Annotated in this window: 23 protein-coding genes; 12 read left to right on the forward strand and 11 right to left on the reverse strand. The window is 72.2% G+C overall.

All coding sequences use genetic code 11. From position 1 onward, the window contains the following. Positions 1–50: 50 nt before the first annotated feature. A complete protein-coding gene (locus ABZ857_RS08455) occupies positions 51–623 on the forward strand; it encodes a flavin reductase family protein (protein ID WP_357039608.1) in 573 nt (190 codons plus the stop codon). Positions 624–638: 15 nt separating this feature from the next. Here the strand turns inward: ABZ857_RS08455 and ABZ857_RS08460 are convergent, their stop codons facing one another. Then, positions 639–3,497: a BTAD domain-containing putative transcriptional regulator gene (locus ABZ857_RS08460; RefSeq protein ID WP_357039611.1), complete on the reverse strand. Its 2,859-nt coding sequence runs from the start codon at positions 3,495–3,497 to the stop codon at positions 639–641. 257 nt (positions 3,498–3,754) lie between these two features. Between ABZ857_RS08460 and ABZ857_RS08465 the strand changes: the two genes are divergently transcribed. Continuing rightward, a complete protein-coding gene (locus ABZ857_RS08465) occupies positions 3,755–4,195 on the forward strand; it encodes a hypothetical protein (protein WP_357039613.1) in 441 nt (146 codons plus the stop codon). A 94-nt stretch (positions 4,196–4,289) separates the two neighbouring features. Here ABZ857_RS08465 and ABZ857_RS08470 read toward each other — a convergent pair whose 3' ends face one another. Next, complete coding sequence (locus ABZ857_RS08470) at positions 4,290–5,180, reverse strand: IclR family transcriptional regulator (protein WP_357039616.1); 891 nt, start codon at positions 5,178–5,180, stop codon at positions 4,290–4,292. A gap of 196 nt (positions 5,181–5,376) precedes the next feature. Here ABZ857_RS08470 and ABZ857_RS08475 point away from each other — a divergent pair, with 196 nt between their 5' ends. From ABZ857_RS08475 to ABZ857_RS08490, 4 genes are all read left to right on the forward strand, one after another. Beyond that, positions 5,377–6,258 (forward strand): LLM class F420-dependent oxidoreductase, encoded by an 882-nt coding sequence (locus tag ABZ857_RS08475; protein WP_357039618.1) that lies wholly within the window; start codon positions 5,377–5,379, stop codon positions 6,256–6,258. Continuing rightward, the gene (locus ABZ857_RS08480) at positions 6,251–6,766 is read left to right on the forward strand and encodes a nuclear transport factor 2 family protein (RefSeq protein WP_357039621.1); all 516 of its coding nucleotides are present in this window, start codon (positions 6,251–6,253) and stop codon (positions 6,764–6,766) included. The genes ABZ857_RS08475 and ABZ857_RS08480 overlap by 8 nt, the downstream gene beginning before the upstream one ends. Positions 6,767–6,916: 150 nt before the next feature. Further along, positions 6,917–7,843, forward strand: a complete 927-nt coding sequence (locus tag ABZ857_RS08485) for an aminoglycoside phosphotransferase family protein (RefSeq protein ID WP_357039624.1) — start codon at positions 6,917–6,919, stop codon at positions 7,841–7,843. Between the two features lie 341 nt (positions 7,844–8,184). Beyond that, complete coding sequence (locus ABZ857_RS08490; protein ID WP_357039627.1) at positions 8,185–9,897, forward strand: alpha/beta hydrolase; 1,713 nt, start codon at positions 8,185–8,187, stop codon at positions 9,895–9,897. A gap of 10 nt (positions 9,898–9,907) precedes the next feature. Here ABZ857_RS08490 and ABZ857_RS08495 read toward each other — a convergent pair whose 3' ends face one another. The 3 genes from ABZ857_RS08495 to ABZ857_RS08505 all read right to left on the reverse strand — a co-directional run bounded on the left by ABZ857_RS08495 (position 9,908) and on the right by ABZ857_RS08505 (position 13,196). Then, positions 9,908–10,498: a TetR/AcrR family transcriptional regulator gene (locus tag ABZ857_RS08495; protein ID WP_357039630.1), complete on the reverse strand. Its 591-nt coding sequence runs from the start codon at positions 10,496–10,498 to the stop codon at positions 9,908–9,910. 173 nt (positions 10,499–10,671) lie between these two features. Then, positions 10,672–11,946 carry a C39 family peptidase gene (locus ABZ857_RS08500; protein WP_357039633.1) on the reverse strand — a complete coding sequence of 425 codons (1,275 nt, stop codon included), beginning with the start codon at positions 11,944–11,946 and terminating at the stop codon, positions 10,672–10,674. A gap of 86 nt (positions 11,947–12,032) precedes the next feature. Next, positions 12,033–13,196 (reverse strand): acyl-CoA dehydrogenase family protein, encoded by a 1,164-nt coding sequence (locus tag ABZ857_RS08505; protein ID WP_357039636.1) that lies wholly within the window; start codon positions 13,194–13,196, stop codon positions 12,033–12,035. A gap of 38 nt (positions 13,197–13,234) precedes the next feature. Here ABZ857_RS08505 and ABZ857_RS08510 point away from each other — a divergent pair, with 38 nt between their 5' ends. Both ABZ857_RS08510 and ABZ857_RS08515 read left to right on the forward strand, forming a co-directional pair. Next, positions 13,235–14,308 (forward strand): acyl-CoA dehydrogenase family protein, encoded by a 1,074-nt coding sequence (locus tag ABZ857_RS08510; RefSeq protein WP_357039639.1) that lies wholly within the window; start codon positions 13,235–13,237, stop codon positions 14,306–14,308. Positions 14,309–14,382: 74 nt separating this feature from the next. After that, positions 14,383–15,474: an SMI1/KNR4 family protein gene (locus ABZ857_RS08515; RefSeq protein ID WP_357039643.1), complete on the forward strand. Its 1,092-nt coding sequence runs from the start codon at positions 14,383–14,385 to the stop codon at positions 15,472–15,474. Here the strand turns inward: ABZ857_RS08515 and ABZ857_RS08520 are convergent. Beyond that, entirely contained in the window at positions 15,458–16,612 is a 1,155-nt protein-coding gene (locus tag ABZ857_RS08520) for a steroid 3-ketoacyl-CoA thiolase (protein ID WP_357039646.1), read from the reverse strand. The two genes, ABZ857_RS08515 and ABZ857_RS08520, sit on opposite strands and share 17 nt — an antisense overlap. 261 nt (positions 16,613–16,873) lie before the next feature. On the opposite strand from ABZ857_RS08520, the gene ABZ857_RS08525 reads away from it, so the two are divergent. Together ABZ857_RS08525 and ABZ857_RS08530 are read left to right on the forward strand one after the other, a co-directional pair. Beyond that, complete coding sequence (locus tag ABZ857_RS08525; protein ID WP_357039649.1) at positions 16,874–17,716, forward strand: D-alanyl-D-alanine carboxypeptidase family protein; 843 nt, start codon at positions 16,874–16,876, stop codon at positions 17,714–17,716. A 169-nt stretch (positions 17,717–17,885) separates the two neighbouring features. After that, a complete protein-coding gene (locus ABZ857_RS08530; protein WP_357039652.1) occupies positions 17,886–19,439 on the forward strand; it encodes a M28 family metallopeptidase in 1,554 nt (517 codons plus the stop codon). A gap of 69 nt (positions 19,440–19,508) precedes the next feature. Here ABZ857_RS08530 and ABZ857_RS08535 read toward each other — a convergent pair whose 3' ends face one another. Both ABZ857_RS08535 and ABZ857_RS08540 read right to left on the reverse strand, forming a co-directional pair. Then, positions 19,509–20,180: a lytic polysaccharide monooxygenase auxiliary activity family 9 protein gene (locus ABZ857_RS08535; RefSeq protein ID WP_357039655.1), complete on the reverse strand. Its 672-nt coding sequence runs from the start codon at positions 20,178–20,180 to the stop codon at positions 19,509–19,511. A 237-nt stretch (positions 20,181–20,417) separates the two neighbouring features. Next, the gene (locus ABZ857_RS08540; protein ID WP_357039658.1) at positions 20,418–21,350 is read right to left on the reverse strand and encodes a DMT family transporter; all 933 of its coding nucleotides are present in this window, start codon (positions 21,348–21,350) and stop codon (positions 20,418–20,420) included. Positions 21,351–21,608: 258 nt separating this feature from the next. Here ABZ857_RS08540 and ABZ857_RS08545 point away from each other — a divergent pair, with 258 nt between their 5' ends. Together ABZ857_RS08545 and ABZ857_RS08550 are read left to right on the forward strand one after the other, a co-directional pair. Continuing rightward, positions 21,609–22,235 carry an HAD-IA family hydrolase gene (locus tag ABZ857_RS08545; protein WP_357039661.1) on the forward strand — a complete coding sequence of 209 codons (627 nt, stop codon included), beginning with the start codon at positions 21,609–21,611 and terminating at the stop codon, positions 22,233–22,235. Next, positions 22,232–22,822: a VOC family protein gene (locus ABZ857_RS08550; protein WP_357039664.1), complete on the forward strand. Its 591-nt coding sequence runs from the start codon at positions 22,232–22,234 to the stop codon at positions 22,820–22,822. The genes ABZ857_RS08545 and ABZ857_RS08550 overlap by 4 nt, the downstream gene beginning before the upstream one ends. Before the next feature lie 3 nt (positions 22,823–22,825). On the opposite strand, the gene ABZ857_RS08555 is transcribed toward ABZ857_RS08550, so the two are convergent. From ABZ857_RS08555 to ABZ857_RS08565, 3 genes are all read right to left on the reverse strand, one after another. Beyond that, a complete protein-coding gene (locus tag ABZ857_RS08555; RefSeq protein WP_357039667.1) occupies positions 22,826–23,401 on the reverse strand; it encodes an NAD(P)H-dependent oxidoreductase in 576 nt (191 codons plus the stop codon). Positions 23,402–23,517: 116 nt separating this feature from the next. After that, positions 23,518–24,099: a DUF6461 domain-containing protein gene (locus ABZ857_RS08560; RefSeq protein WP_357039671.1), complete on the reverse strand. Its 582-nt coding sequence runs from the start codon at positions 24,097–24,099 to the stop codon at positions 23,518–23,520. 64 nt (positions 24,100–24,163) lie between these two features. Continuing rightward, a complete protein-coding gene (locus ABZ857_RS08565) occupies positions 24,164–25,303 on the reverse strand; it encodes an acyl-CoA dehydrogenase family protein (protein ID WP_357039673.1) in 1,140 nt (379 codons plus the stop codon). Positions 25,304–25,370 lie beyond the last annotated feature (67 nt).

Below are 25,370 nucleotides of genomic sequence, written 5' to 3' on the forward strand. Positions count from 1 at the left end.
GGTTTGTAAGTTCGTCACCTGAGGCACCGACACGCACGCGAGGTGAGTCCATGACCGCTGCACCCGCCGACCCCGAGTTCACCGAGGCGGCGCCGCCGACGCCCGCCGAGTTCCGGCGCGCGCTGGGCATGTTCGCGACCGGCGTGACCGTGGTGACGGGCCTCGACGACGGCGAACCGGTGGGCTTCGCCTGCCAGTCGTTCGCGTCGGTGTCCCTCGAACCGCCGCTGATCCTGTTCTGCGCCGACCACAAGGGCCGCGCCTGGCCGCGGATCAGGAGGTCGGGCCGCTTCTGCGTGAACGTCCTCGGCGAGGACCAGGTCGACATCTGCGGCCGGTTCGGCTCCAGCAAGGGCGCCAAGTTCGCCGGGCTCGACTGGGACCTGTCGCGATGGGGCACTCCGGCGCTGCGGCAGGTGCTGCTGCGTGTCCACGGCGAGGTGCGCGACGTGCACGTCGCCGGCGACCACGACGTGGTCATCGGCCACGTCCGCGAGCTCGAACCCGTCGTCGCCGAGCAGCGCCCGATGCTGTTCTTCCGCGGCCGGTTCGGAGTGGACCACGACGACCAGGCCGCCGCCCTCGGTCCCAACCTGTGGGGCTGGGGCGACCACTGGGGCTGACGCCGACCGGCGGGGTCAGCCGGAGGGATCCGGAGATTCGGCGTTCCTGTTCGCGAGGTGGTCGCGCAGGCGCGCGTGCCGGAACTGGTACACCGCCCCGGTCTGACGGAGCACGCCGCGCCGGTGGGCGTCGTCGAGGAACCGGATCAGGCGCAGGGGCGCCCGTCCCGACAGGGCGAGCCAGGCGCGCGTGACCGCGAACGCGCCCCACGCTCTGGACGACGCGACGGTGAGGCCGACCGCGAGCCCGAAGACACCGCCGACCGCGAGCCCGGACGCGAACGTGCTCGTGGGCGTCATCACCTGGCCGCCGATCACCGCTCCCGCGAGTCCGTAGGTCACGCTCCCGAGACGTCCGAACAGGGAGCGGCCCAGCAGAGCCGCCGCGAGACCGGCGGGCACGGCGAGTTCGAGGTCGAAGACACCGCCGAGCACGGGGATCGCCCGGATGTCCCTGCTGAACGTGTAGGCCGTGGCGTAGAACAGGCCCAGCGCCAGGGCGGTGGACAGCGTGAACGACAACGTGGCGACGCGGTCCTGCCGCAGCATGGCCGGCGGGCTCGACGCCCTGGTCGCGTCGGCGGGGGCGTCCAGCCAGACGTGCGATCCCGTGGCGAGCCCGAAGACCACGCAGAGCATGAGCGTCAGGAGCACAGGCAGCGCCCAGCCGAGCCCGAGCGCGACCCCGATCGTCAGGCCGATCGCGAACCGGCCGAGGAAGCGTTTGGCGGTGCCGCGGAACCGGACCTCGACGCGGACCGGTCCCGTGCGTCTCCCGCGCCCGTGGGCGATGACACCGGCCACCGCGAACGACAGCCCGTAGACGAGCCCGATCACGGGCCCGGCCGCGAGGCCGCCGGTGAGCCCGCACAGGAGCGCGGGGGGCAGACCGAACACCAGCCCTCTCGTGCGGCGCGGCATGGCGTCGGCCAGTTGCCACCAGGCGAGATCGTGGGTGTGCCCGTGCCGCAGGTGGCGGGCGAGGAAGGTCAGCCACCGCCCGGCCTGTGCGGGCCGGTATCGCGGTGGAGGGGGCGGCCGGGTGCCCGGCGCGGGCGGATGGTGCCGGTAGGCCGCCGGGACGAACGCGTCGAGCAGGTGTTCCTCGATCTCGGCCTGTCCGGGGAAACGGGCGGCGTCCAGCAGCTCGGCGGGATCGCCTGTGGGATCGGCGTAGGCGGTGCGGGTGAGGTCCACCATCAGCGGGGTGGACAGCGCGCATGCCAGCGGGCCCTCCGGATGTGCCCGCAGATGCGCGACGACGGGGTCCCAGCGGTCCTCGCCGAGCCGCCGCCGGGCGGTGAGATAGGCGACGGCGTCCTCGATCCCGACCGGTTCTATCTCGACGACGGCCGCCCTGGCCAGGATGGCGCCGCCGTGCTGGACCGCCTTCTCGTACTCGGTGCTGCGGCAGGTGACCACGAGCGGGCGGCCACCGGCGATCGCCTCGTCGAGCGCGTCGATCGCCACCGCGTGCAGGCCGGGCGGGGTCTCGTCCAGGCCGTCGAGCACGGGCATCACCCGTCCGGTGGCCACCAGGCGGGCCGGCGCGTCCGGCCCGTACGCCGCCGTGTTGGCCAGGCCGGGATATTCCTCGACCAGCTTGCGTACGAGCCAGGTGTGCAGGTGGTCGCGGCGGGGATTCCAGGACGACAGCGGCAGCAGCACGGGCGCCGGCTCGCCCGGCTCGGGCGCGTCGAGCAGCCCGAGGGTGAGCAGGATCGCCAGCACCGTCTTCCCCGCGCCGGGCTCGCCGAGTATCACCAGCTGACGTGCCGGCAGCAGCCGGAAGGCCTCGACCAGGCCGTCCAGATCGCCGTGCAGGTCCACCCGCTCCGCGCGGCCCGGCTCCCCGTCGTCGTCCAGCACCGCCGACGCCGTCGCGGCGACCGGCCGGCCCGTGCTGGACCAGCGCAGCCGTACGGGCTTCGGCCGGAACAGGGACCGGGCCGCGGCCTCCGCCCTCCACTGCTGGGCGACCGCGAGCGCCAGCTCCCGCGCCGCCCGGTCGAGGCGATGGCCCTCCGGATGGGCACGCCCCGCGCCGTCACGCGGTCCTCCGGCCGGGTGCCGCCACATCGCGGGCGCGGGCCCCGCCAGCTCCCGCTCGTTGCGCAGGATCCGCTCGTGCAGGTCGCGCAGTTCCGGCCCGGGGTCGATGCCCAGTTCCTCGGCGAGCAGCCGGCGGACGTCCTGGTACGCCGCCAGGGCGTCGGCCTGGCGGCCCGCGCGATACAGCGCGAGCATCAGCAGCCCCCGCAGGCGTTCCTGCAGGGGAAACTCACCGATCAGCCGGGTCAGCTCGGCGATGGCCGCGGTGTTCTGGCCGAGTTCCAGCCTGATCGCCGCCCGCAGCTCCCGGGCGAAGGCATGACGCTCGGACAGCCTCCGGCGCTCGGCCTCCAGCCGGGGGCCCTCCAGTCCGCCGAAAGGCTCGCCCCGCCACAGGGCCAGCGCCGCGTCCACCTCCGCGGCCGCCGCCTCGTGGTCTCCCCTGGCGCGGTGGTCCTGGGCGGCCGCGAGACGCCGCTCGAAGATGGCGACATCCAGCTCCGTCGGGTCGCCGCGCACCTGGTAGCCGGCGTCCGTGGAGAGCAGGACGGCGTTTCGCGCATTCGCTGTCCGACCCGGTTGTAAAACACGCCGCAGCCGGCTGACATACGTCTGCACGGTGCTGCGGGCATTACGCGGCGGATCGTTCCCCCAAACCGCGTCGACGATCGCCGAAACGGATACCGGCCGATTCATCTCCAGCAGCAGGACCGCCAGAACCGCCTGCTGCCTGGCCCACCCCAGGTCGAGCTCCTGCCCGTCGCGCCACGCCCTGAGCGGACCGAGCAACGAATATCGAACCGTCCCGAACGCCTCAGCCACGCCACCTCCCGGGGCGCCCGCCGCCCCGCACCTACGGTAGCCCGTCGGTCGTCGGCGGCATCGCGGGACTATCGGCGCAATACCTCTGAACAGCCACTAAGGCGCTGTGAAAGCCACACTCACGCGGCGCCGCGCATGCTCGGATCGGTCACAACGCACAGGGGCCGTTGTGACCGCCACCCGGTTTCCCGCCGGCCAGGCCGGCAGGAGAACCGGCCGGAACATGAAGCATTTGTTGGGAAGGAGCGAGAAATCCGATGAAATTCAACCCGGGAAAGGTGACGACGGTCGCGGCCTCGGTCGTTCTCCTCGCCACCACGCTCACCGGCACCGCGCAGGCGCAGTCATCCGATTCCGCGTCGGCGAAGGCACGCCGGGTGGACGCGTGCTTCAAGGGGGCCTGCGGCAGCGCCACGTACAAGAGGACGGGCAGCAACTCCTACCGGCCCGTCAACATGTCCGTCAAGGACAACAAGTGCGACAGCCACCCCGTCTACATCCAGGCCGGGGTCGTGGACGGGACCTACCCCAGCGGGTACGTCTGGCTGAGCAAGAAGCACTACAACCACCTCGACTGCCACGGCGGATACGTGAGCTGGAGCTCATACATCAAGAACTGGCACCTGCCCATCAGGGACCTGATCTTCCGCGTGTGCGTCGACGACTGGGGACCCGACACCTGCAGGATCGCCCGCTGAGGTGAGCGGGCCTTCTCAGGGGATCGGGCGCCATCGCGTCCGGCGGCCCGCACCGCGATCGTCCCGGACGGCGATCGCGGTGCGGCGACCGGCTTCAGAGCCAGTCGCCGTTCTGGCCGACGGCGAGCAGGCGGTTCATGGTCTCCGGGGACCAGGTGCGGTCCGGCACGCGGTGGACGGCCCGGGACCTGCGCTGGGAGCCCAGGTCGGGGAAGAGGGCGAGGGAGACCTGCCGCGCCGCGTCGACCACGAGCGGGGCCACCTTCTCCAGCGGCATGCGGGCGTCGCCCACCAGGGAGATGCTGGCCACCGGCCCTTCGTGGCCGCGCACGGCCGCGGCGACGCAGGAGATGTCGGGGAAGCACTCCCCCCGCTCGAAGGCGAGCCCGCGGCGCTGCCGGATCCGGTTGAGCTCCTGGTGCAGCGTGCCGATGTCGCCGATCGTCCGGTTGGTCAGGCGGCTGATGTGGCCGTCGATGAGCGCCTCGACCTGCTCCGGCTCCAGCCACGCGAGGATCGCCTTGCCGAGCGCGGTGCAGTGGGCGGGGGCCCGGCCGCCGACGCGCGACGGCACCGACAGGGCGAACCGGCCGCCGACCTTGTCGAGGTAGAACACCTCGGCGCCGTCGAGCACGGCGAGGTGGACGACCATCCCGGTCCTGATCTGCAGATTGTGGAGCAGCGGCGCGGCGGCCTCGCGGATCTCGCCGTGGCTGCCGTCCCGGCCGCCGAGCCCGAGTGCCCGTTTGCCCAGGCTGTAGCCGAACGACGTGTGGTCCAGCCAGCTCAGCCGTACGAGCTGGTCGAGGATGCGATGAGCCGTCGAGCGCGGGAGGTGCGTGCAGCGGGCCACGTCCTCGAGCGTGAGACGGGTGGAGCGACCGGTGAACGCGTCCATGATCAGCGTCATCCGTTCGACCATCGACGGCGGCAGCTCTCGCCGCGCGGGCGCCGTCGCCTCGTGCTCGGCACGGAGAGCGGTCATCGCACCTCCCAAAACTGAAATGAATTCTTGCCTCGGAATGTAGCAACGCATCACGCCCCTGGGAAGGGGGAAGGAGGCATCCCGGTATGTCGCCGCGTGTCCGGTTCCGGTCAGCGGGACGAGCGGCGGCACGGTCATCGGCCTCTACTAGAAAGATTTCTGCGAAGCATGTTCCCGATGTGAGGTGAGGTGCGCCGTGCGGCTCGGCATCGTCAGTCCTGTCGTGGTCCGGCTGCCCGGGGTCCACTCCGAGTGGGAGCGCGGAGCCGGCGTCGACGACCTGGCCCGGATCGCGGAGACCGCCGACCGGCTGGGCTACCACCACCTCACCTGCAGCGAGCACGTGGCCGTCCCGGCCGGCATCGCCGCCGAGCGCGGCGCGGTCTACTGGGATCCCCTGGCGACCTTCGGCTACCTCGCGGCGCGCACCCGGCGGATCCGGCTGGTCACGCAGGTGCTGGTGCTCGGCTACCACCACCCCCTCGCGATCGCCAAGCGGTACGGCACGCTCGACCGCGTCAGCGGCGGGCGGCTCACGCTGGGCCTGGGCGTGGGCAGCCTCAAGGAGGAGTTCGACCTGCTCGGTGTGCCGTTCGAGGGCCGGGGGGCGCGGGCCGACGAGGCGATCGCCGCGCTGCGCGCCGCGCTGTCGCAGCGGGAGCCGGAGTTCCACGGCGAGTTCTACGACTTCTCCGGGTTCGTGGTGGAGCCGCACGCCGTGCAGCGCCGGGTGCCGCTGTGGATCGGCGGGCGGACCCAGCGCTCCCTGCGCCGCGCCGCGACGTACGGCGACGGGTGGGTGCCGTTCGGCCTGCCCCTGGAGACGCTGGCGTCGATGGTCCGCGAGGCGGACCTGCCGGACGCCTTCGACGTCGTGCTGGCGGCGGGCCGGCCGGTGGATCCCCAGGGAGCCCCGGACGCCGCGCGGCGCGCGCTGGAACGGGTGCGCGACGCCGGCGCGACCGTCGCCGGCGTCACCGTCGCCGCGACCTCGGCGGACCACTACCGGGAGCAGTTGGAGGCGCTGCACGCCCTCGCCTCCGCGACAGGCGCCGACTTCGGGAGGACCGATGACTGACACGACGACGACCGGGACCGACGTCGGACGGCGGCTGGCCCGCCTGGAGGAGCGCACCCGCGCGCTGGAGGACGAGCGGGAGGTGACCCGGCTCATCCTGTCGTACGGCCCGCTGGTGGACAGCGGCAACGCGGACGCCGTCGCCGGGCTGTGGGACGCGGACGGCGTGTACGACGTGGACGAACTGCTCATGCGCGGGCGGGTCCAGATCGCGGCCATGGTGCGCTCCGACGCCCACCAGGGCTGGATCGCGGGCGGCTGCGCGCATTTCGGCGGCCCGCCGCACGTGACCGTCACGGGCGACGACGCGACGGCGGTCTCCTACTCGCTGATGGTCACGCACGGGGACGGGGGCTTCGTGCTCCGCCGGGCGACGGCCAACCACTGGACGCTGCGCCGAGCGGACACCGGCTGGCGGATCGTCACCCGCACCGCCCGGGTGCTCGACGGCCGCCCCGAGTCCCCCGCCCTGCTCGCGAGCGGCGCGCGTCCCGGGTGTTCGACATGACGATGGCGGTCGGCGACTTCGGGGTTCTCCAGCCCGGCTGAGACTCCGTGTCGCTCGGTAGGGTGAGGGCATGCTTTGACGCCTGCCCGATGCTCGGGCCCCTCCTCGGTTCTCCTTTTCTCGTCCACGGCCGACTGCGAAGGAGAATCAATGACCACCTCACCCCGCATCGACGTTCCGGGCACCTTCGTCGCCTCCTACGGCGCGCACGGCGCAGAGGAGCGCGCCTGGATCGCCGAGCTGCCCCGCCTGGGCGGCGAGTTCCTGGACCGCTGGGGACTGCGGCCCGACGGCCCGGCGGCCCACGGCATGGCGTCGCTGGTCGTGCCCGTGCTCCGGGCCGATGGGACACCCGCCGTGCTCAAGCTTCAGCGGCTCCGGGAGGAGACCGCCGGCGCGGCCGCCGGCCTGCGAGCGTGGAACGGCGACGGTGTCGTGCGCCTGCTCGACCATGACGAGCGGAGCGGCACGCAGTTGCTGGAACGGCTCGACGCGGCCCGGCTCCTGTCCTCGGTGGCCGACGACGTCGCGGCCCTGCGCATCCTGGCCGAACTGCTGGCCCGCCTGACCTCGGTGGCCGCCCCCGAGGGCGTGCGGGGGCTGGCCGGGATCGCCGCCGCCATGCTCGACCAGGTCGCGTCGGCCGTACGCGCACTGCGTGACCCGGGCGAGCGGCGCCTGGTGCGCGTCTGCGCGTCCGCCGTGGCCGAGCTGGTCGGCGAACCCGGCGACCGCCTGCTGCACTGGGATCTGCACTACGACAACGTCCTCGCCGGGGAGCGGGAGCCCTGGCTCGCCATCGACCCCGAGCCACTGGCCGGCGACCCCGGATTCGAGCTGCTGCCCGCCCTGGACAACCGGTGGGACGAGGTGGCGGCCACCGGCGACGTCGCCCGCGCGGTGCTCCGCCGCTTCGACCTGCTGACCGAGGTCGTCGGCCTCGACCGGAAACGCGCGGCCGGCTGGACCCTCGGCCGCGTGTTGCAGAACGCGCTGTGGGACGTCGAGGACGGCAAGGCGGCGCTGGACCCCGTGCAGGTGGCCATCGCCACGGCCCTGCTACCCCTGTGGGGTTAGGCCCCTCAGGGGTGATCGGGCATGGTGGTCCAGCCCTTGCCGTCGGCGCGAAGCCTGCGGCTGACCGCGCCGCCGATGCCCAGCGCGCCGCCGGTCACCACCGAGACGGCCACGAGTCGCGAAGTCGGCGCCGCAGGCCTCGATCTCCTCCAGCACGGCGTGCTTCATCGCTCCGCTCCGGCGGGGACGCTATCGGCGCGGCCCGGGGCCGGATCGGACCGCTCCCGATGACCGGGACGCTTCCCCCACCCGCTCTGTTATCTGTTTGTGACCTTGATAGCCTGCCTGCTCCGATAGGCCATCGGACGGCACGGGGATCGGCGACATGGATCGGGGGCCTGATGGGGGAAAGGCGGCGGTTACGTCTCAATGCGCCGCTGGACACGGCCGGGGTCGTTCTCGCCACGACCTTCTTCTCCCTGTCCCTCACGCCGTCGCTGCTGCCCCGCCCCTGGGCGCTGCAGGGGGTCATCGCCGGCGTGCTCACCGCCACCGGATATCTGGTCGGGGTGATCGCCGGCACGCTCGTCCGCCGGACGGCGGCCGGGGCCGCCCGATGGTGGCGGGCGGCCGGGTCACGTGCGGAGCGGTGGCGCGCGGCGTGGCGCCGTACGGGACGGCGGCGGGTCCGGCGCCTGGTCGCGACGTTCGGCTGCGGCCTCGGCGCCGCCTCGCTGGTCATGGGTGCGCGCGCACAGCGGGACATCTACGTGCTGATGGGGATGAAGCCGCCGGAGCGGCTCGGCTACCTCGGTGTCCCGCTCGTCGCGGCGGCCCTGTTCCTGGCCCTGCTGTCCGTCGCCCGGACGCTGCGGATCGCGGCGCGGGCGCTGGGCCGCCTGCTCGGGCGGTGGTTTCCCGCGACGGCCGCACAGTTCGCCGCGGGGCTCGGGGTGGGCGTGCTGGCCGTCTTCCTGACCGACGGGATCCTGACCGAGGCCCTGCTCAAGGGGGCCGACCGCAGCTTCGCCGCGATCAACACCGAGACCGCCCCCGGCGTCACCCGGCCGGCGGCCGTCACGCTGTCGGGCAGCCCCTCCTCCCTGGTCTCCTGGGCGTCCCTCGGCCTGGAGGGCCGCGCGTTCGTCGCGGACGCGCCGGCCGTCGGCGAGCTGAGCCGGTTCGGCGGGCGGCCCGCCGTCGCCCCGATCCGCGTCTACGCCGGGCTCGACTCCGCCGCGACCGCACGTGAAAGGGCCGCCCTGGCCGTACGGGAACTGGAGCGGACCGGCGCGTTCGGCCGCAAGGTGCTCTGTGTGATCACCACGACCGGCACCGGCTGGGTGGACCCGCAGGCGGCCACCGCCCTGGAGTTCATGTACGGCGGAGACACCGCGCTGGTCTCCATGCAGTACTCCTACCTGCCGAGCTGGCTGTCGTTCCTGGTCGACCGCGAGCGGGCCAGGACGGCCGGACGCGAGCTGTTCGACCAGGTGTACGCCCGCTGGTCGGCGCTGCCCGCCGGCCACCGGCCCAAGCTGCTGGTCTTCGGGGAGAGTCTGGGCGCGTTCGGCGCGGAGTCGGCGTTCGGCGGCGACCGGGACCTGCGTGAGCGCACCGACGGCGCGCTGTTCGTGGGGCCGCCGGACAGCAGCGCGCTGTGGCGGCGGCTCGTCGACGGCCGCGACCCGGGCACCAGGGAGGCACTGCCCGTCTACCGGGGCGGCGAGACCGTACGCTTCGCCAACCGCCCCTCGGACCTGGACTTTCCCGCGTCACCGTGGAACGCGCCGCGGGTCGTCTACCTCCAGCATCCCTCCGACCCGATCGTGTGGTGGACGCCCCGGCTCGTCCTCACCCGGCCCGACTGGCTGGAGGAGCGGCACGGCGACGACGTGCTGCCCTGGATCCGGTGGTATCCGTTCGTGACGTTCTGGCAGATCACCGCCGACCTGGTGTTCTCCCTCGACGCGCCGCCGGGGCACGGCCACGACTACGACGGCGAGGTGATCGCGGCGTGGGCGCGGATCGCACCGCCGGGCGGGTGGGACGACGCGCGGACCGCGGCGCTGACCACACTGCTCGCGCACCGCCACGCCGGCTCAGGAGCTTGATACGGCCGGTTCAGGCGCCCAGTGAGTCGAGCCAGCCGAGCAGCCGGGCTCCCTCGCGCGTCATGATCTGGGGGTCGCGCAGGGCGTTGGCCAGCAGCGACATGCCCTGATAGGCGCCCACCAGGGTCAGGGCGAGGCCGTCGGGCTCGGGCAGGCCGAGCTCGCGGAACTGTTGCTCGACCCAGTCGAGCAGCAGCCGGATGACCTTGCCCGCCTCCGCGTCCAGGCCGCCCTCGTCACGTTTGTCCAGCTCGGCCGCGAGCGTGCCGGTCGGGCAACCGTACCGGGCCGCGAGGTCACGCTGGCCGACCCACGTCTCCACGAGGCCCTTGAGCCGCTCCCGGGGGTCCGGCAGGCGCTCCAGCCGTTCGGTCAGCTCCCCGAGGTGGCGGGCGTGCTCGGCCAGCGCGGCGGCGACGAGCTCGTCCTTGGTCTTGAAGTAGTAGTAGACGTTGCCCACGGGGACGTCGGCGGCGCGGGCGATGTCGGCGATGGTGGTGCGCTCGGCGCCCTGCTGGTGCACCACCTGCGCGGCGGCGGCCATGAGCCGCCGCCGCTTGGCACTCGCGGCCCGCACCCGGGCACTCGTCGAGTCAGTCACCCGACTAACTATAGGCGCCGGAACCGCGCCACCCTCCCCCGTCGCTCTCCCGTCTCTCTCCTGTCGCTCTCCTGTCGCTCTCCGGGGGGACGGCGGGCCGGGCGGTCGTACACCGCCCGGGCCCGGCGCGACATCGCCGCCCTCCCGCTATGGGAGCTGTGGGAGAGGCCGGTTCACCAGTTGGCCGGCAGCCCCGGCGTGGTGGGGGGCAGGGGGCGGTTCTTCGGGTGGATGACGTACACGATCCCGCCGCTGCCGGTGCTGCGCAGCCAGACGTTCTCGAAGTTGGCCCGCGGGTAGACGTGGCGCACCGCGTCGTTGTCCGGCGAGGCGGGGTCGTTGGCGATCACGTCACCGTTGGCGGTGAAGCCGATGATGACCATGAGGTGGCCGTTGGTGCTGTATCCGGCGCCGGGCAGTTCCTCGGCCTTGAACGACTGGGAGGTGACGACCGGGATGCCCGCCCGGATCAGCCGTTCCATCTCGGTCAGCGAGCGAAGCCGGGTGACGAACCCCTCAAGGCCGTACCGTCCCGCGTAGGCCGTGTTGAACGGCCAGTTGCCCGCCCCCTCGTACGCGTAGTCGTAGGTGTACCGGGCGGCGTAGTCGACCTCGGGGTCGGGGTCGGAGGGGTCCACCCAGGAGGTGTCCTGCTCGCTGGGCCACTTGCCCCAGTAGCCGAGGACCATGGTGGTCGACGTCGGGCTGCACCACGCCTCTCCCCCGCCGTCCCACTCGGGGTAGTGGCCCTCGTGGACGTTCTGCGAGCGGCGGGGCACCGGCAGCTCGACGCCCCAGGCGATGCCGCCGGGGCTGACCGGGACGGTCGCCCGGTCGGGCACCGCGGAGGCCATCGCGCCGAGCGCGCGCACGACCGGCGTCACTGCCGAGCCCGGCGCGCGGTACAGCGTGACCCGCAGCTGGTAGGAGGTGATCGCCTTGCCCGCCGCGGCCACGAACGTGTCGACCGAGACGGTGCCGTCGGCGTCCCGCTGCCCGGACAGCGACGTGCGGCGGATGTCCTCGTCGCCGTACGCCCAGCGGCCGAGCACGTACCACTTCGTCTGCCCGGATGCGTGCCGGCCACGCATCTCGACCTGCAGCCAGCTCCCGGCGGGCACGTCGGCGTTCCAGGAGGCCACCAGCTCGGTGGCGGCGAACCCGATGGACCGCTCGGGGCCGGTCCACCGGGCGTACTCCCAGGTCTTGGTGCCGAGCGCGTCGGTGTAGGAGATCGTGCCCACAGGGGCGGCGAAGGACAGGGTGTTGCCCGCCTTCACGCCCTCCCGCAGGCCGGGGCCGAAGTGGGCCCGCTGGTAGACGACGTCGACGGCGGACGGCGGGGGTTTGGTCACGGCCTCGGCGGCCGTGGCGGCCGCGGAGGTGACGGTGAGGGATGAGGTCGTCAGGAGGGCGGACAGGAACGCGGTCAGGATCACGCCCGGCATGCGCATGGCTCACCTCAGGGTCTCGTCGGCGCCCTCGACGGTAGAGACCGCGGCCCGTCCGGCGCATCGGCAGGAATACGTATCCGCTACCGGGGTTCGCGGGGCAGGCCCAGCACGCGCTCGCCGATGATGGTGCGCTGGATCTCGTTGGAACCCGCGTAGATGGTGTCGGACCGGGAGAACAGGTAGAGCCGCTGCTCGTCGCTCAGGTCGTACGGCGGCCTGTCGGCGATCATGCCGGCCGCGCCGAGCACGTCCATGGCCAGCTCGCCGAGCTCACGGTGCCACACGCCCCACACCAGCTTCGATATGGACGACTCGGGGCCGGGCGCCCCCGCCGCGATGCCGGCCATCGTGCGGACGGCGTTGAGCCGCATGGTCTCCAGGCCGATCCAGGAGCGCACGAGCCGGTCGCGCAGCAGGGGGTCGTCGACGGCGCCCGTCCTGCGGGCCAGCGCGATGATCGCCTCCAGTTCGCGGCGGAAGCCCACCTGCTGGCCGAGCGTGGCCACGCCGCGCTCGAAGCCGAGCGTCGCCAGGGCGATCTTCCAGCCGTCGCCGGGCGCGCCCACGATGTTGGCGGCGTCGGTCACCGCGCCGTCGAAGAACACCTCGTTGAACTCGCTCGTCCCGGTCATCTGGACGATGGGCCGGATCTCCACCCCGTCCTGCCGCATGGGCACGAGCAGGTAGGACAGGCCGTTGTGGCGCGCCGAGCCCGGCTCGGTGCGGCAGACCACGAAGCACCAGTCGGCCTCCATGGCCAGGGAGGTCCACACCTTCTGCCCGGTGATTCGCCAGCGGTCGCCGTCCAGCTCGGCACGGGTCTGCACGCCGGCCAGGTCGGAGCCGGCGTTCGGCTCGGAGTAGCCCTGGCACCACAGCTCCCGCGCGGCCACGATCGGCGGCAGGAAACGGGCGCGCTGCTCGCCGGTGCCGAACGCGATGATCGTCGGGCCGAGCAGGTTCTCGCCGATGTGGCCGACCCGGGCGGGCGCGCCGGCCAGCGCGTACTCCTCGTGGAAGACGACCTGCTCCTCGACGCTCGCGCCCCGCCCGCCATACTGCTCGGGCCAGCCCAGACAGGTCCAGCCGGCCTCGGCCATGTGCCGCTCCCAGGCCAGCCGTACGTCGAACGCCTCGTGCTCGCGGCCGGGCCCGCCCAGCCCCCGGGCGCCGGCGAACTCGCCCGACAGGTTGTCCTCCAGCCAGGCCCGCACCTGCGCCCTGAACGTCTCGCTCCTGTTCACGCCTGACACTCTACCAAACAGTTGTTAGAATGACTGCTATGTTCACCACCGAGGAGCAGGAGGAGCTGCGGCGCACCGTCCGCGCCCTGCTCGAGCGCAATCCCCCGGCACGCCCGGCGCCCGACGCGACGCCGGAGTACGACGAGACCGTCTGGCGGCTGCTCGCCGGCCAGGTGGGGGCCTTCGGCCTGGCCGTCCCCGAGGCGCACGGCGGGGCGGGCTTCTCGTACGCCGAGACCCATGTGGTGTGCGAGGAGCTGGGCCGCGCGCTCGCCGCGGTGCCCTACCTGGGCTCGGCCGTCCTCACCGCCGACGCGCTGCTGGCGTGCGGCGCGACCGCCGACCTGCCCGGGATCGCCGACGGCACCCGCGTCGGCGCGCTGGCCTGGGCCGAGGGCGGGACGTGGGATGCGGCGGCGATCCGCGCCCGGGTGGCGGACGGACGGCTCACGGGCGTCAAGGAGCATGTGCTCGACGGCGCGCGCGCCGACCTGTTCGTCGTGCCCGCCGCCGTACCCGAGGGCGGTCTCGGCCTGTACGCCGTCGACGCGGGGGTGCCGGGCGTCCGGGTCGAGCCGCTGGTCACGCTGGATCGGACCCGGCCGCAGGCGCGCGTGGTCTTCGACGGCGCCCCGGCCCGGCTCCTGACCGCCGACGGGCACGGCGTGCTGGAGCGCCTGCTCTCCGTTGCCGCGACCGCGCTGAGCGCGGAGCAGCTCGGCGGAGCGTCCCGCTGTCTGGAGACGACGCTGGAGTACGTGAAGACCAGGCAGCAGTTCGGCCGCCCGATCGGCTCGTTCCAGGCGGTCAAGCACCGCCTGGCCGACCTGTACGTGCTGGTCGAGTCGGCCAGGTCGGTCAGTTACGACGCGGCCCGCGCGCTCGCCGGGGACGCCGCCGACCTGCCGGTGCGGGCCGCGACGGCGCAGGCGTACTGCGCCGAGGCGTTCTCCACGGTGGCGGCCGAGACCATCCAGCTGCACGGCGGCATCGGCTTCACCTGGGAGCACGAGGCGCATCTGTACTTCAAGCGGGCCCACTCGGCGGCGAAGCTGTTCGGCGACGCCGCCTGGCACCGGGCCCGCCTCGCCCCCGCCGTACTCGGCGCCTGATCCGCCCGTCCGTACGGGATCATGGGGAGAGGAGTATCCGGCGAAGCGCCAGGAGGGACAGGCGGATGGCCCACATGACCGAGGACGAGCTCGTCGAGGCCATCCGCGCGATCCCCGGTCTTCTCCCTCCCGCATCGCGGGAGGCGGTCGACGAGGTGGAACAGGTCATCGGGCACCCGCTGCCTCCGTTGCTCCGCCGTCTGTACCTCGAAGCCGCGAATGGAGGCTTCGGCCCGCGCGACGGGGTGCTGGGGGTGGCCGGAAGCGAATACGAGCACCATTTCGAAGTGGCCCACATCATCGACGGGTATGGGGATTCACGCGACGAGTTCCCCGGCATGCTCTGGTTGTTCGACTGGGGGTGCGGGATCTGGTCCGTCATGGATTCGCGGGATCCGGCCGGGCCGATGTGGTTATGGGATCCGAACGTCGGTGACGAAGCGTTTCCCGATGAACCCCTGTTCGCTCCTCAGAACATGACCCTGGCCGAATGGCTCACGGAGTCACTCAACGGGAACCTGGAGAACGCGTTTCAGACCTCGGGTCTCTTCTCCGTCGCCGAACGCCGGGCATCGTTCGACGTGTGTCCCGGCGAGCTGGAATACACCCCGCCCGAGTGCCTGACGGACGACGAGATCATCGCGGCCATGTCCACGCTGCCCTGCCTGCCTCCGCCCGCGTCCTCGGCGGCGGTCGCCGAGGCGGAACGGGCGATGGGGCTTTCCCTGCCTCCGTTGCTCCGCCGGCTGTACCTGGAGGTGGCCAACGGAGGCGTGGGCCCGGGCCGGGGCATACAGGGGGTTCCCACGCCGGACGTCTATCGAACGTACGAGATCGTTTCCTGCCATAGGGTATGGACTGCCGGGCGGAATCCTCGCGTCCCTCCCGGCTTCGTCTGGCTGTGCCGTTGGGGGACCGCGATCTGGTCGCTCGTGGATTGCCGCGATCCCGCGGGCCCGATGTGGATATGGGACCCGATGGGTCCTCATCCGCGGCCGGATCAGGCGGATATCGGACTGGACCGCTCCGCGCTGACGCCGCAGAACATGACTCTCGCCGAATGGCTGACCGAATGGCTTCGAGGATCATTTACGAGGGATTTCCGGCCTGCCACTCTGCGTGCCGTGGCGGCATGCCGGGGGCGCCCGGTCAGACCCGCTGGATGATCGCGCCGGTGGCCAGCGCGCCGCCGGCGCAGATGGCGACCATCGCCGTCTCCTGGTCACGCCGCTCCAGCTCGCCGATCGCGGCGGCGATCAGGCGGATGCCGGTCGCTCCGACGGGGTGACCGATCGCGATCGCGCCGCCGTTGACGTTGAGCCGGTCCGGATCGACGCCGTGGACCTGCGCGAACGACATGGGGACCGAGGCGAACGCCTCGTTGACCTCGAAGAGATCGATGTCGGCGATCTTCATGCCGGTGCGGGCGAGCAGCTTCTCCGCGGCCTTGACCGGGCCGTCGAGCAGGAACTCGGGCTCCGCGCCGACCAGGCACTGGGCCACGATCCGGGCGCGCGGGCGCATCCCGAGCTCACGAGCCCGCTCCTCGTCCATCAGCACGGCCGCGCTCGCACCGTCGGAGATCTGCGAGGCGGTGCCCGCGGTGTGCAGGCCGCCGTCCAGGATCGGCTTGAGACCGGCCAGCGCGTCCATGCTGGTCTCGCGCAGCCCCTGGTCCCTGGTGACGGTCGCGGGCCCGTCGTCGCCGGCCAGATCAGTGAGCGCGGTCACCGGGATGATCTGCCCGTCGAACCTGCCCTCCGCCCACGCCCGCGCGGCCCGCTCCTGGGAGCGGAGCCCGAAGGCGTCGAGCCCCTCACGGGTGAAGCCCCGGCGGCGGGCGATCCGGTCGGCGGCCACGTACTGGGCGGGCATGTCGCGGTCCCAGGAGTCCGGCCGGGGCCGGCCGACTCCGTCGCCGATGTTGGCCCCGAGCGGCACCCGCGACATGACCTCGATGCCGCAGGCCATGCCGGCGTCGATCACGCCCGCCGCGATCTGCGCGGCGATCAGGTGCACCGCCTGCTGGGCCGACCCGCACTGGCTGTCGATCGTGGTGACTCCGGTCTCCTCCGGCAGGCCCGCGTGCAGCCAGGCCGTACGGGTGACGCTGCCGGACTGCTCCCCCGCCTGGGTGACGCAGCCGCCGATCACCTGCTCGACCAGGTCCGGGGCGAGACCGAGCCGCTCCAGCGCCCCGCGCTGCGCCGCGCCGAGCAACTCGGCCGCGTGCAGCCCGGAAAGCCATCCGCCCCGGCGCCCGAACGGCGTCCGCGCGGCATCGACGATGACCGGAGTTCCCATGCGCTCTTCCGTTCTCGTGTCGGGGTGTCGGCGTCATGGTGCCTCCCGCCCCGCGCCCGGCGGAGCGCGATCCCGGTCAGCGGAACCGGCGGCGGAGCCGGAGTAGGTCGTGCCCGATTACCCGACAAGCCACAGCAAACCTCTTTGGTCACATAAGGCTGGGCGCTTTGCTTATATTTTGCGAAGTTTCGTCCAAAAGGCCCGAATAGTCATGGCACGCTGATTCGCATGTTCGCTCGGAAACTTTCTCTTGGTGTCTCCATGGCCGCCTTTGCCCTGGTCACGGGGGTGGCGTCGCCGGTTCTCGCCTCTCCCGCCCTGGCCTCTCCCGGCCTGGCGCAGCACCTTTCCGCGCACGCGTACGCGGCGCCGCACGTGCATGGTCGGGCCGTCTATCTGTGGGATGCCACGACCGGGCAGGACCTGCTGGACAAGCACGCCGGTGAGCGCATGCCGGTCGCCAGCCTGACCAAGATCATGACTGCGTACATCGTCCTGCGGGAGGCGAACCTCGACGACGAGGTCACGATCAAGCGGCAGGACGTCGAGTACGCCTGGGACAACGACGGCTCGACGGCCGACCTCGAGCCCGGCGACACCCTGCCGGTCCGCGAACTGCTGTACGCCCTGCTGCTTCCCTCGGGCGCGGACGCGGCGCACGCCCTGGCCCGCGTGTACGGCCCCGGCGTGCCCGGTTTCGTGGACAAGATGAACGCCACCGCACGCGAACTCGGATTGAACGACACCCTGTACGTCAACGCCGACGGACTCCCGACGTCCCACGGCGACGGCTACTCCACGGCACGCGACCAGGCCAGGCTCGCGGAGATCGCGCTGCGGAACCCGGTCTTCAAGAAGGTCACCTCGACCGGTCATCACTCGACCGAGGACGGCCGGTACGACTGGTACAACACCAACCACATGCTCGGCCTGCCGGGCGCGATCGGCGTGAAGACCGGCTCCACGAACGCCGCCGGGTTCTGCCTGGCGTTCGCGGCCGACCGGGACGGCCGCCGGCTGATCGGGATCATCCTCGGCGAGGACGTCGCCAGCCGCCGCTGGGACACCGCCGAGACGTTGCTCGACTGGGCGACCGACCGCTGAGCCCTCGTACGGCTCGGCGTAGGGCGAGGCGTGCCCGCGCAATACCCCGGCAGGCCAGAAAACACGGCCTTCCCGGATCGGTCAAACCCGGTTAGGTTCCCGATCAGTGTCCATCGGGGGCCTCATCGCTGGACCGTTCGGACCGTCATTGGACCCGAAGGAGAGCCCAATGCGCGCCTCGCTCGGCATGCGGGCCGCCGTCGCCACCGCGGCGTCCGCCCTCGTGCTTCCCCTCCTGCCGGCCGCACCGGCGAACGCCGACCCCGACCCCGCCGCCATCGCGCAGACGGTGGTCGCGTCGGCGGTGAAGAAGCACCTGCGCAAGCTGCAGGACATCGCGAACGCCAACGGCGGCACCCGCGCCGCCGGCACTCCCGGTTTCGCGGCCTCCCGCGACTACGTCGCCGGGGTGCTGAAGAAGGCCGGCTACACGGTGACCCTGCAGGAGTTCGACTTCCCGTTCTTCAAGGAGAACTCCACCGCGGTCCTGCAGCGGACCGCGCCCTCCCCCAAGACGTACGCGGCCACCCCGCCGGACGGCAGCAGCGTCGGCGACTTCGCCACGATGACCTACTCGGGGTCGGGAGACGTCACGGCGGCCGTCCGGAACGTCGACCTCGTGCTTCCCCCCGGCCCCACGCCCAGCACGTCGACCTCCGGCTGCGAGGCCGCCGACTTCGCCGGCTTCCCGGCGGGCGCCGTCGCGCTGGTGCAGCGCGGCACCTGCACCTTCCAGGTGAAGGCCGAGAACGCCCAGGCCGCGGGCGCGTCCGCGGTGATCATCATGAACGAGGGCCAGCCGGGGCGCACCGAGACCCTGCAGGGCACGCTGGGCGAGCCCACCGTGCACATCCCCGCCGTAGGCGTGAGCTTCGCGGTCGGCCAGGAACTGTCCGCCGCCGGGACGTCCGTACGGGTGAAGACGGACACCACCAGCGAGATCCGTAAGACCCACAACGTCATCGCCGACTCGCGGTGGGGCGACCCGAACAAGGTGGTGCAGCTCGGGGCGCACCTGGACAGCGTGCTGGCGGGGCCCGGCATCAACGACAACGGCTCCGGCAGCGCCGCGATCCTGGAGGTCGCCACCGCGCTCGGCAAGATCCCGACCAGGAACAAGCTGCGCTTCTCCTTCTGGAGCGCGGAGGAGCTGGGCCTGCTCGGCTCCGAGCACTACGTCGCGAGCCTGTCCCCCGCCGACCTGGCGAAGATCAAGCTGTACCTGAACTTCGACATGGTCGCCTCCCCGAACTACGCCTTGAAGATCTACGACGGTGACGACTCCGACGCCACCGGTGCCGGTCCCGGCCCGGCGGGCTCCGACGAGATCGAGAAGCTCTTCGAGAAGTACTTCGACACCCTCCGTCAGAGCCACAACGGCACCGACTTCGACGGACGGTCGGACTACGGGCCGTTCATCGACGCCGGGATCCCGGCCGGCGGGACGTTCACCGGCGCCGAGGGCGTCAAGACGCCCGAGGAGCAGGCGATGTTCGGCGGCACCGCCGGCGAGGCGTACGACTCCTGCTACCACCAGGCCTGCGACACGATCGCCAACATCAACGACAGGGCGCTCGCGCTGAACACCGGCGCGATCGCCACCGCCGCGGCCGTCTACGCCTTCAGCCGGGATCTGCCGGGTCCGGACGTCCGCACCACCGCGGCCGCCGCGCGCACCACCGCGGCCACCGCCGGCGAGGCGCACGGCGCGCCCGCCCGGTGATCCGTACGCGATAGCCGTACGCGCGGGCCCCGCCGGACGTCGTCCGGCGGGGCCCTCCTTTCGTGGTCGTCAGCCCGTGAAGTTCACGTCGCTGCAGAAGAAGAACGTCTGGTCCATGTGCGAGGCCTGCCAGATCGTGTAGACCACGGCCCGGCCACTGCGGCCCGACGTGCTGAGGTTGACCGAGTAGTACTGCCCGGGGGCGTACTTGCCGGTCTTGGTGAGCAACTGCAGGTCGTTCCAGCCGACCGCCTGCCGGGTCGGGTCGAAGCCCTGCTTGGTGACGTAGACCAGCAGGTAGTCGGCGCCGTGGCCGGCCTGGTCCCACAGCTTGATCGTGAAGTTGTTGCGGATGTCGGTCGCCTTCCACGCCCCGGGGACGTCCATGGCGTTGTACCGGCCGTTCTCCGCGTGGCCGCCGCTGCACAGCTGGCCGTTCGGGATCGCGGCCTGGAAGTTGCCGCCGAGATACATGCGGTAGAGGCCGTTCCAGTTCCACATGGCGGTGGTGTCGGCCTGCCACGCCTGCCAGCACATCGGGTCCTGCTGGGCCATGGCCGGGTTCTGGAAGTCGCTGCCCCAGCGCTGCCAGCAGCCGTAGTTGCGGGACGCCGGGTCCACGACCGAGCCGTGGGCGGAGGCGGCGCCCGCCCAGGTGACCAGGCAGGCGACCGACGCGGTCAGCAGGGCCGTGAGGCGTAGCGCCCAGCGGCGGACACGGGGGCGTGAATGGGTGTGCACTGGTGGATCTCCATCTTCCGGTGGGGGGTTCCGGGCCAGATGGGGAGCGCTCCCGAAGGTTGCTGCGATCGTAGCTGACGTGGCCGAGTCGGCAACCCTGACAGTGGAAGTCGGGATTCCGGACGCGGGTGGCCCGTTCCGGCCCGGGCGTCGTGGCATCGGTCGTGACCTGCCCGTTCATCCGACCCGGGGGCCGCCTGCCGGAGCCGGACCGGCGACCCGGGCGCCGTGTACCTTTCACGGATCATTCGGGCCGGGAGGGGCGTGCTGCGCCTGCTCCGACTTGGCCAGGAACGGCGAGCGGCCCAGGATGACGATGCCCGCCACGAGCGCAACCAGGCCGCCGACCTCCCCCGCGAGGGCCGGCGGATCGACACGCAGGCGCTCGCCGAAGATCGCGACTCCCAGGACGATGCCGACGATCGGCTCGGTCGCGGTGGTGGCGGGCAGCGAGATCCGCAGCGGCGCGGCGTCGAAGGCGCTCTGGTTGAGCAGGATGCCGGTCGCCGCGATCACGGGCAGCAGGTACGGCTCCCAGGAGGTGAACAGCGCCGCCGGTCCATACGCCAGCGTCAGCAGGGACCCGCGGGTCAGCGCGTCCTGGAGGCCGTACAAGGCCCCCGCCGCCGCGGCGAGCAGCATCGCCTTGGTCTGCAGGGGCGCCCGCAGCGCCACGGCGACCATGCCGGCGGCCACCCCCGCCACGACCAGCACGGCGAGCCACACCACGGAGCCCGACGCCGGCATCCCCCCGCCGTGGGGACGGCCGGCCACGAGGAAGGCGGCGACGCCGCCGCTGACCAGCACCGCCCCCAGCCACTCCGTCGCGCCCAGGCGCTCCTGGTAGAACAGGGCCGCCGCGGCGAGGGCGAAGATGAGGTTGGTCGCCAGGAGCGGCTCCACGGAGGCGACGTCGGCGCGCCGCAGGGCCAGCGCCCCGAGGACCTGCCCGCCGATCATCGTGGCGATCCCGGCCAGCCACACCGGCTTGCGTGCCAGATCGAGCAGCAGGCGCACGTGCAGCATCTCACCCAGCGGTTCGGTGTACGCGACGTGCTGCTGGGCGACCCAGCCCAGGCCGAGGAGGGCCGCGGCCGCGAGGCCGAGAACCACCGTGACGATCACGGCGCCACGCCGCCAGCCGGAGCCCTCGGCATCATGATCGGTCACTCCCCTCGGCGACCGGGTCTCCCATGTATCCGCCCATCCCCAGCGACGGCGGCCTCATGTCCGGTCGCATGCTTTTGGGCATTCGTCCAAGTCGGTCGTACGAGTCGGTCGTACGAGTCGGTCGTACGAGTCGGTCGTACGAGAACCGAACGGAGCACGTGAAGCCCCGGCCTCACCGCTCTGGCCGGACCGCTGCGGGCGATGGTACGTACGCAGGGACACGAGGAGGCGCCGGAACATGAGTCGTAGGCTCGGACCGTGGCGATCAGACCATTCGACGCGGTGCTGTGCGATTTCGACGGTGTCCTGAAATTTCAGGATCTTGAGCAGCAGGCGGAGATCGAGCGGGCGTACGGGGTGGAACCAGGGACGATGGCCCGGGTGACCGGCGAGTCGGCGCTGGTGGTCCCGGCCCTGACCGGGCTGGTGACCCGCGAGGAGTGGCTGGCCTCGGCCGTCCCCGTCCTCGCCGGGCTGGTGGGCTCGGCCCCGCGGGCGAGCGCGCTCACCGCCGACTGGGTGGGCGCCCGCACCTGGGCGGACGAGGATGTGCTCGCGCTGCTCACGCGGGCGCGCGCCCGCGTCCCCGTCGTGCTCGTCAGCAACGCCACCTCCGAACTGGCCGCACACCTGCGCGAGCTGGAGCTTCACGACGCCTTCGACCACGTCGTGAGCAGTTACGACGTGGGTGTGGCCAAGCCCGACCCGAGGATCTTCGAGATCGCCTCCGGGCGAGCCGGAGTCCCGGTCCGGCGGTGCCTGTTCGTCGACGACCGGGCCGAGAACGTCGACGCGGCGAGGGTGCTCGGCATGACCGGTGTCCTGTACCGCGCCCCGGCGGACCTGGAGACGGCGCTGCTCCCACTGTTCGAGGAGGCCTCGTGATCGCGGTGCGGTGGGTGCATGCCTTCCTCGACCGGCGGCGGGGGCGGTTCGAGGAAGCCGCGGCGTTCTGGACCGCCGTCACGGGCACGCGCCTGTCTCCCCGGCGGGGCGACGACGGGGAGTTCGCCACGCTGCTGCCCGCGTCCGGCGACGCCTGCGTGAAGCTCCAGGCGGTGGGCGGTGGGCGGTGGGCGGCGGGGGCGGTGCGGCGGCCGCCCGTGTTCGCCGGCACCCGCCTCGACCAGGTCTGCCTCGACATCGCGCCCGGCGCGTACGAGGAGGAGGTCGCGTTCTGGGCGGCGCTGACCGCGTGGCCCCCGCGCCGGGGATCGCTGCCCGAGTTCACGGTGCCGGCGATGCCGGGGATGCCGGTGCGGATCCTCCTGCAGCGGCTCGGCACCGGTCCAGGCCGTTCGGCCCACGTCGACCTGGCCTGCGCCGACGCCGCGGCCGCTCGCTTACTGCACGAGCGGCACGGCGCGGCGTTCGTGGCGCGGGGGCGTCACTGGATCGTCATGCGCGACCCGGCCGGCGGGGTCTACTGCCTCACCGAGCGGGATCCGGAGACCGGCGCGCTGCCCTCCTGAGCGTCAGGCGGCGGGGCGCAGGTGCCGCAGCGCGGTGGCGAGCCGGGCCAGTTCGGCCAGCACCGCGTCCGCCGCCGTGTTCATCACGTCGTTGGGCTGCAGGCGGCCCTCCTCGTCGAGGAACTGGGTGACGAAGGGAATGGAGACCGCCTCGAACACCGGCACCATCTTCAGCGTGGTGACGACCTGCTTGAGCATCTGCACCGCCCGCGTGCCCGCCGAGACGCCGCCGTAGCTGACGAACCCGACCGGCTTGTACTGCCACTCGTGGTGCAGGTAGTCGATGGCGTTCTTCAGCACGGCGTTGAAGCCGTAGTTGTACTCCGGCGTGACGAACACGAACGCGTCACCGCGCTCGATGGTCGCGCTCCACTCCTTGGTGTGCTGGTTGACGTACTGCCGGAGCCGGGGGTGGTTCGGCTCGTCCATGAACGGCAGGTTCACCTCGGCGAGGTCGACGAGCTCGACCTCGAAGGCGTCCTGGGCCACCGCGCGCTCGTGGAACCACTCCGCGACCGGCAGCCCCGTCCGGCCCGGGCGGGTGCTCGCGATGACGATCTGCAGAACCGGCTTCGCCACAATTCCCCCAAAACAGGATTAAGCGGATATAACGCACTTAACAGTACGTTGTGATCGGTAAGAACACCGACGGGGGCGTACGGCTTCCCGCCCGCCGCTCATCCTGTCCGGGAAGGTCACCCGGATTGCTCCGGAAGGGTGATGCGCCCGCCGAGCAGCGGTTCCTCAAGGTGGCCGGGAGTGAGCAGGACACCGGAGATCCTCGACGCCAGCGCCAGGGCGGCGGGTATGTGATTGCCGATGTGGTCGTCGGCCCCCGGGTCGATGCCGAGCTCACGCAGATACCCGTCCAAACAGCCGGGGACGGCGCCGTGGCGCTGGCAGGGGAAGACCGGATCGAAGGCGGTGAGGACCTGCCCGTCGGCGGCGTAGGCGAAGTGGTCGTGCGCGTAGTCGTGTCGGCTCACCGCCACGGCTCGCCCGCCGTCCCGCGACAGCTCGCGAAGCACCTCGGGACGCACCCCCTGCCAGCCGTACTTCTCCACCGCGACGGTCCAATCTCCGAGCCCGATCACCATGACCAGGTCGCAGCGGCCGCCGGTGGCGTCGAAGCGCTCGTACACGTCCTCGTCGGTAAGCGGCCCGACGTCCTGGGGCGCGACCCCGAACCGGCGCAGGACCTCACGCTTGTCCATGCTCAGCTCTCGGCCGAGAACGAATTGGGACACGCGCTGCGGGGAGACGTCATGATCCGGCATGCACGCGAACCTATCCGCCGGGCCGCGGCACGTCGCCACGGCCCCGTAGTCCTCGGACGACTCTTCAGCGGGCGAGGTGGCGGCTGATGACGAGGCGCTGGATCTGGTTGGTGCCCTCGAAGATCTGCATGATCTTCGCCTCGCGCATGTAGCGCTCGACACGGAACTCGCGCGTGTAGCCGTACCCGCCGAAGACCTGGACCGCGTCGGTGGTGACCCGCATCGCGGTGTCGGTCGCGACCAGCTTGGCGACGCTGGCCTGCCTGCTGTACGGCAGGCCGGCGTCGCGGCGGCGGGCCGCGTCGAGGTAGGTCGCCCTGGCGCAGTCCACCCCGGCGGCCATGTCCGCGAGCAGGAAGCCGAGCCCCTGATGGTCGATGATCTTCTTGCCGAACGCCTCGCGCTCCTTGGCGTACGCGACGGCCTCGTCGAGCGCGGCCTGGGCGAGGCCGACGGCGCAGGCGGCGATGCCCAGCCTGCCGGAGTCGAGCGCGCCGAAGGCGATGGGCAGGCCCTGGCCCTCCCCGCCGATGAGGCGGTCGGCCTCGACCAGCACGCCGTCCCAATGGGCGGTCGTGGTGGGGATGGCGTGCAGGCCCATCTTCTCCTCGGGGCGGCCGAAGGTCAGGCCCTCGGCGGCGCCCGGGGCGAGGAAGCAGGAGACGCCGCGCGGGCCGGAGCCGGTGCGGGCGAACAGCGCGTAGAAGTCCGCCCGGCCGCCGTGGGTGATCCACGCCTTGGTGCCGGTGATCCGGTAGCCGTCCTCGGTCTTCTCGGCCTTGCAGGTCAGCGCCGCGGCGTCCGACCCGGCCTGGGGTTCCGACAGGCTGTAGCCGCCGACCAGCCGCCCGGCGAGCATGTCCGGCAGCCAGCGCTCCCGCTGCTCCGGGGTGCCGTACACCGCCACGGGCAGACACGACAGCGTGTGCACGCTGACCGCGACCGCGACGGCGGCCCAGCGCGCGGCCAGCTCCTCGATCACCTGGAGATACACCTCGTACGGCTGGCCGCCCCCGCCGTACTCCTCCGGGTAGGGCAGGCCGAGGAGTCCGGCGGCGCCGAGCGTGGCGAACAGGCCCTCGGGGTAGGTCTCGGCGCGCTCGTGCTCGTCGACGCGGCGGGCGAGTTCCTTGTCGGCGATCTCACGGGTCAGCTCGATGAGGTCCCGGGCGTCCTGGCCGGGGAGCAGACGGTCGACGGTCACGGTGCCTCCGAAAGTCACTGAGCCTCCACAATCACGGTGCCACCACGATCACGACGCCACCACGATC

Origin of the sequence: Microbispora sp. NPDC046933 (genome assembly GCF_040644635.1) — a bacterium.
Taxonomy (GTDB): domain Bacteria; phylum Actinomycetota; class Actinomycetes; order Streptosporangiales; family Streptosporangiaceae; genus Microbispora.

Bases quoted from the DNA above. Each gene is read 5' to 3' on its own strand.
- ABZ857_RS08485 (WP_357039624.1), top strand. From the start codon at position 6,917: ATGACCACCTCACCCCGCATCGACGTTCCGGGCACCTTCGTCGCCTCC.
- ABZ857_RS08465 (WP_357039613.1), top strand. From the start codon at position 3,755: ATGAAATTCAACCCGGGAAAGGTGACGACGGTCGCGGCCTCGGTCGTT.
- ABZ857_RS08510 (WP_357039639.1), top strand. From the start codon at position 13,235: ATGTTCACCACCGAGGAGCAGGAGGAGCTGCGGCGCACCGTCCGCGCC.
- ABZ857_RS08455 (WP_357039608.1), top strand. From the start codon at position 51: ATGACCGCTGCACCCGCCGACCCCGAGTTCACCGAGGCGGCGCCGCCG.
- ABZ857_RS08515 (WP_357039643.1), top strand. From the start codon at position 14,383: ATGACCGAGGACGAGCTCGTCGAGGCCATCCGCGCGATCCCCGGTCTT.
- ABZ857_RS08530 (WP_357039652.1), top strand. From the start codon at position 17,886: ATGCGCGCCTCGCTCGGCATGCGGGCCGCCGTCGCCACCGCGGCGTCC.
- ABZ857_RS08490 (WP_357039627.1), top strand. From the start codon at position 8,185: ATGGGGGAAAGGCGGCGGTTACGTCTCAATGCGCCGCTGGACACGGCC.
- ABZ857_RS08470 (WP_357039616.1), bottom strand. From the start codon at position 5,180: ATGACCGCTCTCCGTGCCGAGCACGAGGCGACGGCGCCCGCGCGGCGA.
- ABZ857_RS08500 (WP_357039633.1), bottom strand. From the start codon at position 11,946: ATGCCGGGCGTGATCCTGACCGCGTTCCTGTCCGCCCTCCTGACGACC.
- ABZ857_RS08525 (WP_357039649.1), top strand. From the start codon at position 16,874: ATGGCCGCCTTTGCCCTGGTCACGGGGGTGGCGTCGCCGGTTCTCGCC.
- ABZ857_RS08520 (WP_357039646.1), bottom strand. From the start codon at position 16,612: ATGGGAACTCCGGTCATCGTCGATGCCGCGCGGACGCCGTTCGGGCGC.
- ABZ857_RS08560 (WP_357039671.1), bottom strand. From the start codon at position 24,099: ATGCCGGATCATGACGTCTCCCCGCAGCGCGTGTCCCAATTCGTTCTC.
- ABZ857_RS08480 (WP_357039621.1), top strand. From the start codon at position 6,251: ATGACTGACACGACGACGACCGGGACCGACGTCGGACGGCGGCTGGCC.